This window comes from Lysinibacillus sp. FJAT-14745, assembly GCF_001275675.1.
In the GTDB taxonomy this organism is placed as follows: Bacteria; Bacillota; Bacilli; order Bacillales_A; family Planococcaceae; genus Lysinibacillus.
Genome location: NZ_LITM01000007.1, coordinates 179,389 through 188,283, shown reverse-complemented (window position 1 = coordinate 188,283; position 8,895 = coordinate 179,389). Strand labels below are relative to the sequence as shown.

The following is an 8,895-nucleotide window of genomic DNA, read 5'->3' as shown; positions in this document are numbered from 1 at the left end:
CACTCCTAGTAAATTGTTAAGGTTATTATACTTTATAAACTCCCAATTCTCTGTGTCCATTATTTAGACTAACATCAAAGAGGCGTTGCCCAAAGTAAAAGATTATGTTCAAAAGAATCCAGATGGAGCTTTGAAAGTAGTTACAGGAGCTGCTGGTGCGGCAGGAGCCTTTGGTAAAAAGATTTTAGACTCGAAACAAGCGAGGTTTGAGCAAAAGAAGCTTAAAGGTAAAGTGCATCCTAGAAAATTAAAATACAGAGAATTTCACAATAATATACTCCCTAATTTAGATTCTTTTTCATATGCACAATTAAATAAATATAAACATGAAGTGGAAAACTATCTAAAGCAAATAAATCGGGAAGAAAATCGAGAATTAGTTTTAAAGCAACCTATACATTCAAAACGTTTAAAAGGGTGGAACATTATTTTAGAACAGTTAGAAGACTTTATTTTTGCTAAAAATTACGAAGAACTATTGAAGGCAGCAAATAATTTAGAGTATGTAAGTCCTTATTTTGAGCCAAAGATTATAGAAAAATTAAGAGAGTCTAAAAATGAAAGTCTAATAAGTATGGTTCATGGCTATACAAAAAAAGAAAAACGAGATATTGAACGTGATTTTATTTAGATAATAAAGATATTGGAGGCAGACTAATGGCTTATGAAAGAACTCAAACTTGTGTTAAGTGTGGTAATCGTTGGGAAATTTATAAACTACGTCTGATAATGCGTGATAAAGATAGTCTCGAATGTGATTGCGGTGAAACTTTAATTAAATGGAATGGTGCAGTTATGTACACCTCGAAGTTAGTGGATAAATCACAGGATTCTCATTGATAAATAATCTTAATGTTTGAGGGGGAGCTTAAATGAATGATGAAATCATGAAAGAGTTAATGAAAGAGGAGGGAGTTTCAACAATAGAGGACCTTTATAAAAAATTTGGAGAATTAAGAGAAAATGATGCGACTTTGAATGATTATATTTTAAATAAAGAAGAGGATGAAAAATTAAATAGGGAAATTGAAAAACGATTGAAAGAAGAAGGGGTATTAAAAGAACCGTTATTAGAGAAGGAAGTAGATTTTGAGGCTATTATGAAAAAACGCCCACATGTTGTACTTTTAGGAGCTGGAGCAAGTGTAGCGGCTATCCCTAATGGGGATAGAAATAAAATGCGCACCTCAGTAATGAAAGGCTTCATTGATAAATTAGAGATGAGAGAAGTAATTGATAATATTGATTTAACATTTGAAAGTGATAATTTAGAAGATATATATTCTGCTTTAACTGAATCAACTGAATTCGATAATGTTCGTATAGAATTAGAAGAACGCATATATAATTATTTCAGTAAATTTCAAATTCCAGACGAACCAACAGTGTATGATTATTTAATTTTATCTTTAACTAAAAAAGACCTAATTGCTACATTTAACTGGGACCCATTATTGTTCCAAGCGTATCAACGTTGTTTGGAAATAACAGATAATCTCCCGGAGTTGGCATTCTTACATGGTAACGTATCAATAGGAATTTGTAACTCACATAAAGTTGGGGGATATATTGGAGGCTATTGTCCGCAATGTGATAAGCCATTTGAAAGAGTGCCATTACTATATCCTGTGAAAGAAAAAAACTATGAGGAAAACCTTTTTATCAAAGACCAATGGAATGTTGTTAGACAATATTTAGATAGAGCATATATGTTCACTATTTTTGGTTATAGTGCTCCTAAGACTGATAAATCAGCAATTGATTTATTAAAAAAGGCTTGGGGGAAAAAAGAGGATAGGAATCTTGAAGAAATTGAAGTTATTGATATAGCAGATGAAGGAACTTTAGTAGCAAGCTGGGAGCAATTTATTCATACACATCATTACTCAATACATGATTCATTTTTTAAATCTACGATAGGGTGTTTTCCAAGACGAAGTTGTGAGGCTACTTTTGATAGACTAATGAATGTGAGATTTTTAGATAACACTAAAGGTTTTAAAGTAGATATGAAATTTGACGATATTGAATTATTAATAAAAACTCTAATTGACGAAGAAAATCGAAATGGGCAGATATTGACTCATCCTTATTTGTTTTCAATAGAAAAATAATTATATCCCTACAAAACAAACGACGCTTGAGATAAAAAAGTTATAGTAGCTGTGTCTCCTCTTTTTGTGTTTTAAGAGAAGCTGCAAAGTCTTAATGGAAATAATAAAAGTGCACTGTAATGAATAATTGGTATTAATAGAGAAAAATCACATAGAGGATTAGGAGCTTTATATTTTCAATATCATTTACTATTTTTAAATAAGAGCTACAGCTCTGCCAAGCTGTAGCAATTTCAATAATTTAGCTGCCTATTTTTTTTCGTAAATTGCTGCATTATCGGAATCCTTTTTTAGAAAGCGGTACTTCATAGATAGTGTTCCGTTCTCAACTGCTGAATAAAAACTTCTACCTACCGATAATCTTGAACGTTTTGAATAAGATTCCCAATCTTTTGCATCAAAAAGGTCGCGAATTTTAAACTTGGAACCACTAGATAGTGATTGGGCTTTTTTATCAACATCCCCCAAAGTTACATCACTAGTGATAGGAAAGTTACTTACTAAGCCAATTGCTGCGTTTCTAAGGAGCGATGTAAGGCTAATACCTTGTTTAGAAGCTAGTACAGCTAATGCATTATATTCATCATCAGAAAAGCGTAGTGAAACCTGCTTACTCATAAAAATCACCTCCTCAATTAAAGTGGAAGCGAATATTTGCTTCCACTTTATGATAGACTTTTAGATAAATAATGTCAATATTTTATATATAATAATTTTTATTTTTTATGAAAATTATTATAGAAGAAGGATACATCTGATTAACTGATAGGTCTAAATACTGGATTCTTAACTTCCATATGCTCCATAGGATAAAGTATAAGTCTCAATAAGTTAAAAAGTAAATGATTGGTATTTATTTGGTCTCTCTTGGTAGTATTGATGTAAGGAGTATTTTTTTAGTTTATTCTCGTGAGGTATGGGGTGATAATTTGTTATCTATTAGAGATTTAGAAAAAATGAATTCGGATGAACTTAGAGAGTATGTTAAGTATTTTGTTGAAAATAAAAATACAAAAGGTGCTATAAGTATTATAAGAAAATCCAGTATATGTATTTGTGAGTACGGCACAGGTAAAGCAAAAGATTATAAGTTATATAAGGAGTTAATGGGGTACATTAAATCGAATTATAACGATATTGATGAGATAAGCGAATTTGAAAAGGAAGTAAAAACGTTAAATAAAATTTTTAAACTATTTAATGAAAATAGAATAAGAAAAATAGAAAGAGAGATGAAAGATGAGTATGAGTTAAATGCATATTTAATATCACTAGAGTTAAATTTAAGAGAAATGTATAGTAATACTTTAAAAGATAATAGGTTAACATCGGATGAAAAGTTAAATTTAGAAGATGCAATTAAAGTATCTACAGGTAACGTATTGAGTTATTTAGTGGATTTTAAAAAATGTAAAGTTAATACTGATTGTTTTATTGAGGAGAAATATATTCAAATGGCAGAAGCACACATTTTTGCCGCAACAGAAAAGAATTTCTTGAGAAATACTAAAGATTTATGGTGTTACTATGATGTTAAAGTTAGAGAAATTGATAATGTAATTTACATAAAGAATAATAGTTTATTAGCTTTGGGAAAAAATATATCCCAGTTAACTTTCTTAGATATGAGAACAGCCAAGATGAGTGCTTATTTATTGAAACAGGTTTATCTTAATAATGTCAATTTGGATGTTTTGGATACAGAAGAATTATCGAAGAAGTTTCTATTTGAAGATTTGTTTATTGATAACTTAAGCACTGAGATAAAGAGTGTTCCAATAGAATATTATATTAGGGCTTATTCTATTATCTCTAAAAAAGCTGAAGAATTCATTGGAGATATAAAGAGAATAAGGTTGGGATTCTATAAATTAGAGGATTTTTGTATGGTGAAATGTAAGAGAGATTGGAGCATCATTTTCGAAGAGGCTGGAATCCCCATAAAGTATATAGATGGAATAATTAAATTCCTTACATTTAACAAAAAATCGAGAGACTTAATGGACTCACCATTTTTATGTTTTGGAGACAAAGTTATAACTGTGCCATCAGTAGTGTTGGGGATAGATTCATCAAGAACGACGCTGTTAAATGCGGCAGCGAAAAATTTAGATATTCGTTTTAAAGGAGACTATTTAGAAGATTATATACATGCAATTTTAAAAAGTGTTGATATAAAAGTAACTAAATTTAAAAGGACTGTAAATCAAAAGGAAACTAAATCAAAAGATACTTTTGAGTGTGATGCTATATTTAAAATGGATGATACGCTATACTTTTTGGAAATTAAACATTGGTTTGTACCTATAAATTATAGAGATTTTTCATTGTATAAAGATGAGTTAGAAGAAACTGATATACAACTAAATCGTATTGTTAAACATTATACACAGGAAAAACAAATGAAAGAGATAATGGTTAAACTAAATTGCTCTAAACCTAAAAAGGTTAGAAAAATTATTCTTACTAATATTCCTTATAGTGGAACTATAAAAATTGAGGGTACTATAATCACGGATACAGTTATTTTTGAAGGATATTTTAAAAGAAGACCACCTAATAAAATTAAATTTAATAAAGAGGAACTACAAATAGAAAATTTAAACCATAAATATTATAAAGGGAAAATTAATTCAGAGCAATTTGAAGCACTGTTACGTGATATGCCATTGGTTTCCTATCAAGCTTCTAGAATATACTCAAGGGAATATAAAATGAATTTTGGTATTAATATTAATATCGAAGATTATTTCTTTGAGACTTTCATACACAGTAATGAGTCCGTAACTATGTAGCTCCACAATAAAGTGCTGCTCGAAATAAAAAAGCAGTGCAAAAACAGAATAAAGAATTGCCTTCAAGGTTTGGGCAATGCGTGATTGAGCAGGAGAATAAGTGCGTACGAAGCACTCATTCTCCTGTTTTTGTGTGTAAAAGGCTTTAAATAAGGAAAAAACCCCAGAAGGATAAGGAGAGAGTCTGAGATGCACATTTAGTCCTGGCTTGGACAGGGCGGGGGATTGGTGGGGAAATACTGGCTCAATGCAGGAGAAAGTAGAACTGAAAAATATTACGATAAAAACTACCTTTTGGGCATAACTTAATTATCACTGCCAATGGTGAATGCAGGTTCGAGACTTGGGAATTGCATTACTACTTGATGTAAATATTTTTTCGAGTTGAAGTAATTCAAACTAGTATATATGTAATTTTTTACCTGTTATTTGCATTTGCACTTGCATACCAGTTTACTTTATTTAATTCTTCCCAAATCTCTTCTTTTATAATTTGTAAATCCAAGTATCCCATGTTCCCTGTTATAAAATTGAATTTTATTACTGTTATAACTTAGTTGAAGTGAAATTCGCATTGTGCAAGACCGCCCCTTTTCTAACATTTAATAGTTTATACCGTATTTTATTAACTATAGCTGCTAACGTTTTTCATTCTGTTAAGATTAAAATATTCTGAAGTGAACATTTTAATCACTTATAATAGAATTAGAAGCGTGAAGTTCCAGCTTTATTGTCATATCGCTTGGCGATAATTTTGTGGTACTGTTTATTTATATTAATGGAATAATATTTCCAATGGAGGAAGTTCAAATGGCTCAATTAACATTACAAGAATTAGAATCGCATCTTTGGAAATCTGCGGATATTTTACGTGGGTCGGTGGATTCTAGTGATTTTAAAAATTACATATTCGGTTTATTGTTTTTAAAGCGTTTAAGCGATGTATTTGAAGAGCATCGTCAAGAAATTATTGCGGAGCATGGCGAGGAGATTGGTGCGCTCTTAGTAGACGACCAAGACCAGTACCAGTTCTTCGTGCCAGAAGCTGCGCGTTGGTCTGTTATTCGTACAAAGGCAGAAAATATCGGTTCTGCCATCAACGTAGCATTTGAGGCACTTGAGAATGAAAATGTGACGCTTGAGGGTGTACTTACACCAATCGACTTTAACCGAAAAGAAGTGCTGACAGATGGTGTTTTACAACGTTTATTACAGCACTTTGAATTATTAGATTTACGAAATGCGAACCTTTCAGAGCCAGATATGCTAGGGCGTGCATATGAATATTTAATTAAAATGTTTGCTGACGATGCTGGAAAAAAAGGTGGTGAGTTCTATACGCCATCAAAAGTAGTAGAACTTATCGTCAAGTTGATTAAGCCAGAAGAAGGTATGCGCGTATATGACCCGACTTGTGGTTCGGGCGGCATGCTAATTCAATCAGTGGATTATGTGAAAGCAAAAGGTCGGAATCCACAATCTTTAACATTGTTTGGACAAGAAAAGAACTTAGGTACTTGGTCAATTGCAAAAATGAATTTACTGCTGCACAACTTACCTGACCACCACATTGAAAAGGGCGATACAATTCGTACACCAAAGCTTGTAGAAGACGGTGAAATCATGTTATTTGACCGTGTAATTGCCAATCCACCGTTCTCATTAAAGGAATGGGGGCGTGAAGAAGCAGAGCATGATGTATATGGTCGTTTCCTATATGGCTTACCACCGAAAAATGCGGGAGACTATGCATTCATTCAGCATATGATTGCTTCTTTAAAGGCGAATGGTATGGCAGGGGTTATTATGCCTCATGGCGTCCTGTTCCGTGGCGGTGCAGAAGGGAAAATACGTCAAGGTTTATTAGCATCAGATTTATTTGAAGCAGTAATCGGCTTACCGTCAAATCTTTTCTATGGTACTGGTATCCCAGCAAGTATTCTTATTTTCAATCGTAATAAGGACGAGAAACGTAAGGGTAATGTCCTATTTATCGCAGCGGAAGAAGGGTATAAAGAGGGTAAAAACCAAAATACATTGCGTGATGAAGATATTACAAAAATCGTAGAAATATTTACTGAATACGAAGAAGTAGAAAAATATGCACGTGTTGTGTCATTAGAAGAAATTAAAAGCAATGATTATAACTTAAATATCACACGCTATATTGATAAATCAGAGCAAGAAAAGCAAGTAGATATCACTGCTGTGCTGCAAGATATTACACAAATAGAAGCAAAACGTAACGATATTAAAGCAAAATTAAATTCATACTTAAGTGAACTTGGGGTAGGTGAAATTTAATGAGTGAAGTGCGTCAAGGATATAAAATGACTGAGCTTGGGGAGATACCGAAAGAATGGGAACTACGGAAAATTGATGAGTTGTGTAAAATTTTAGATAGCGAGAGAAAACCATTAAGTAAGGCTGAAAGAACATTAATAAGAGGTGAAATTCCTTACTATGGTGCAAATGGAATAGTAGATAGGATTAATGATTATATATTCGATGAGAAATTAATTCTATTAGCTGAAGATGGTGGGCATTTTCATGAATATAGAAATAAGCCAATTGCATACAAGATAGAAGGGAAATCATGGGTTAATAATCATGCACACGTGCTTTTACCAATTGAAAGTAAGAGTTATGATTGGATATTTTATAATTTAGTTCATAAAAACATCCTTAATTATATAAATGGTGGAACGAGAAGTAAATTGAATCAATCTGAGTTAAAAATAATTTCTATACCTTATCCTTCAATTGAAGAGCAGGAAACAATATCTTCAATCCTTTCAATTGTAGACGAGCAAATTGATGAAACCGAACAGTTGATTGAGAAAACAAAAGAATTGAAAAAGGGTTTAATGTATCAACTGCTTACAAAAGGGATTGGATATACAGAATTTAAACATACGGAACTTGGGGAGATACCAAAAAGTTGGGAAGTAGTTTTAATAGATGAAGTTGCTGAAAGAAAATCAGGGCATACACCGAATAAAAAAAATAATGAGTATTGGAATGGAAATATTCCTTGGATATCTTTAAAGGATACTTTTAGGTTGGATAAACAATATGTCGAGGAAACTACAGATTATACTACTGAAGAAGGATTGAAAAATTCATCAGCTGTTTTATTGCCCAAAAACACTGTAATAGTTTTAAGGGATGCAAGTGTTGGGAAAATTGGTATCACTAAATTTGAAATGGCGACTAGCCAACACTTTATAAATTATATTTGTGGCCCAAAATTAGATTATAAATTCCTTTATTATTATTTTATTGCTCAAAAGAAGACTTTCATTCGAGAAGCAATCGGGAGCACAATTAAAACTATTGGTTTGGGTTTCTTTAAAGAACTAAAAATTATTTTACCACCGTTAAAAGAACAACAAAAAATCGCCTCAATTCTATCAGCGGTAGACGAACAAATCGAGGTCTACGAGAAGGAAAAGACAAAGTATGGGGAATTGAAAAAAGCTTTAATGCAGCAGCTTCTAACAGGTCAAATCCGTGTGAAAATCTAGTTTCAAACAAAGGTGATTTGTATGACGGATTTTCAAATGGTTGGTTCAATTAGTAATGCTCACTAATGGGAGAGGTTTTGAGGACATTGCATACGCTTATTTTACAGGGATAGGCTATTAAATCATCAAAGATGTTGGTCTGCCGATTGGGCTAGAGCATAAGAAAAATCATCGCTTTGATTTAGGTATGCCGCCGGATGCGGAGGAGAAAATCATTATTGAATGTAAATCGCATCGCTGGACTTCCAGGGATAATGTACCGAGTGCGAAGCTTACCGTCTGGAACGAGGCGATGTATTACTTTCATTTAGCACCAGCAGAGTATCGCAAAATCTTTTTCATTTTACGTGATTACAGCAATAAGCGTCATGAAACATTAGGTGAATATTATATCCGTACATACGGGCATCTCATTCCAAACAGAAATTATGGAGTACGATGAGGCCAATAAATCGGTTC

The 8,895-nt window shown here is 32.5% G+C and carries 7 protein-coding genes; 6 read left to right on the top strand and 1 reads right to left on the bottom strand.

From position 1 onward, the window contains the following. Positions 1 to 85: 85 nt before the first annotated feature. The 3 genes from AMS59_RS13825 to AMS59_RS13815 are packed head-to-tail and all read left to right on the top strand — an operon-like array spanning position 86 to position 2,114. Entirely contained in the window at positions 86 to 631 is a 546-nt protein-coding gene (locus AMS59_RS13825; protein ID WP_053484325.1) for a hypothetical protein, read from the top strand. Between the two features lie 26 nt (positions 632 to 657). Then, positions 658 to 840 carry a hypothetical protein gene (locus AMS59_RS13820; protein ID WP_053484324.1) on the top strand — a complete coding sequence of 61 codons (183 nt, stop codon included), beginning with the start codon at positions 658 to 660 and terminating at the stop codon, positions 838 to 840. Between the two features lie 32 nt (positions 841 to 872). Next, positions 873 to 2,114: a hypothetical protein gene (locus tag AMS59_RS13815; RefSeq protein ID WP_234007777.1), complete on the top strand. Its 1,242-nt coding sequence runs from the start codon at positions 873 to 875 to the stop codon at positions 2,112 to 2,114. 249 nt (positions 2,115 to 2,363) lie between these two features. On the opposite strand, the gene AMS59_RS13810 is transcribed toward AMS59_RS13815, so the two are convergent. Further along, positions 2,364 to 2,732, bottom strand: coding sequence for a DUF1413 domain-containing protein (locus AMS59_RS13810; protein WP_053484323.1), 369 nt, complete (start codon positions 2,730 to 2,732; stop codon positions 2,364 to 2,366). Positions 2,733 to 2,956: 224 nt separating this feature from the next. On the opposite strand from AMS59_RS13810, the gene AMS59_RS13805 reads away from it, so the two are divergent. The 3 genes from AMS59_RS13805 to AMS59_RS13795 all read left to right on the top strand — a co-directional run bounded on the left by AMS59_RS13805 (position 2,957) and on the right by AMS59_RS13795 (position 8,436). Next, entirely contained in the window at positions 2,957 to 4,909 is a 1,953-nt protein-coding gene (locus AMS59_RS13805) for a hypothetical protein (protein ID WP_156304663.1), read from the top strand. A gap of 810 nt (positions 4,910 to 5,719) precedes the next feature. Continuing rightward, positions 5,720 to 7,213 (top strand): type I restriction-modification system subunit M, encoded by a 1,494-nt coding sequence (locus AMS59_RS13800; protein ID WP_053484321.1) that lies wholly within the window; start codon positions 5,720 to 5,722, stop codon positions 7,211 to 7,213. After that, entirely contained in the window at positions 7,213 to 8,436 is a 1,224-nt protein-coding gene (locus tag AMS59_RS13795) for a restriction endonuclease subunit S (protein WP_053484320.1), read from the top strand. The genes AMS59_RS13800 and AMS59_RS13795 overlap by 1 nt, the downstream gene beginning before the upstream one ends. The last annotated feature ends 459 nt before the right edge of the window (positions 8,437 to 8,895 follow it).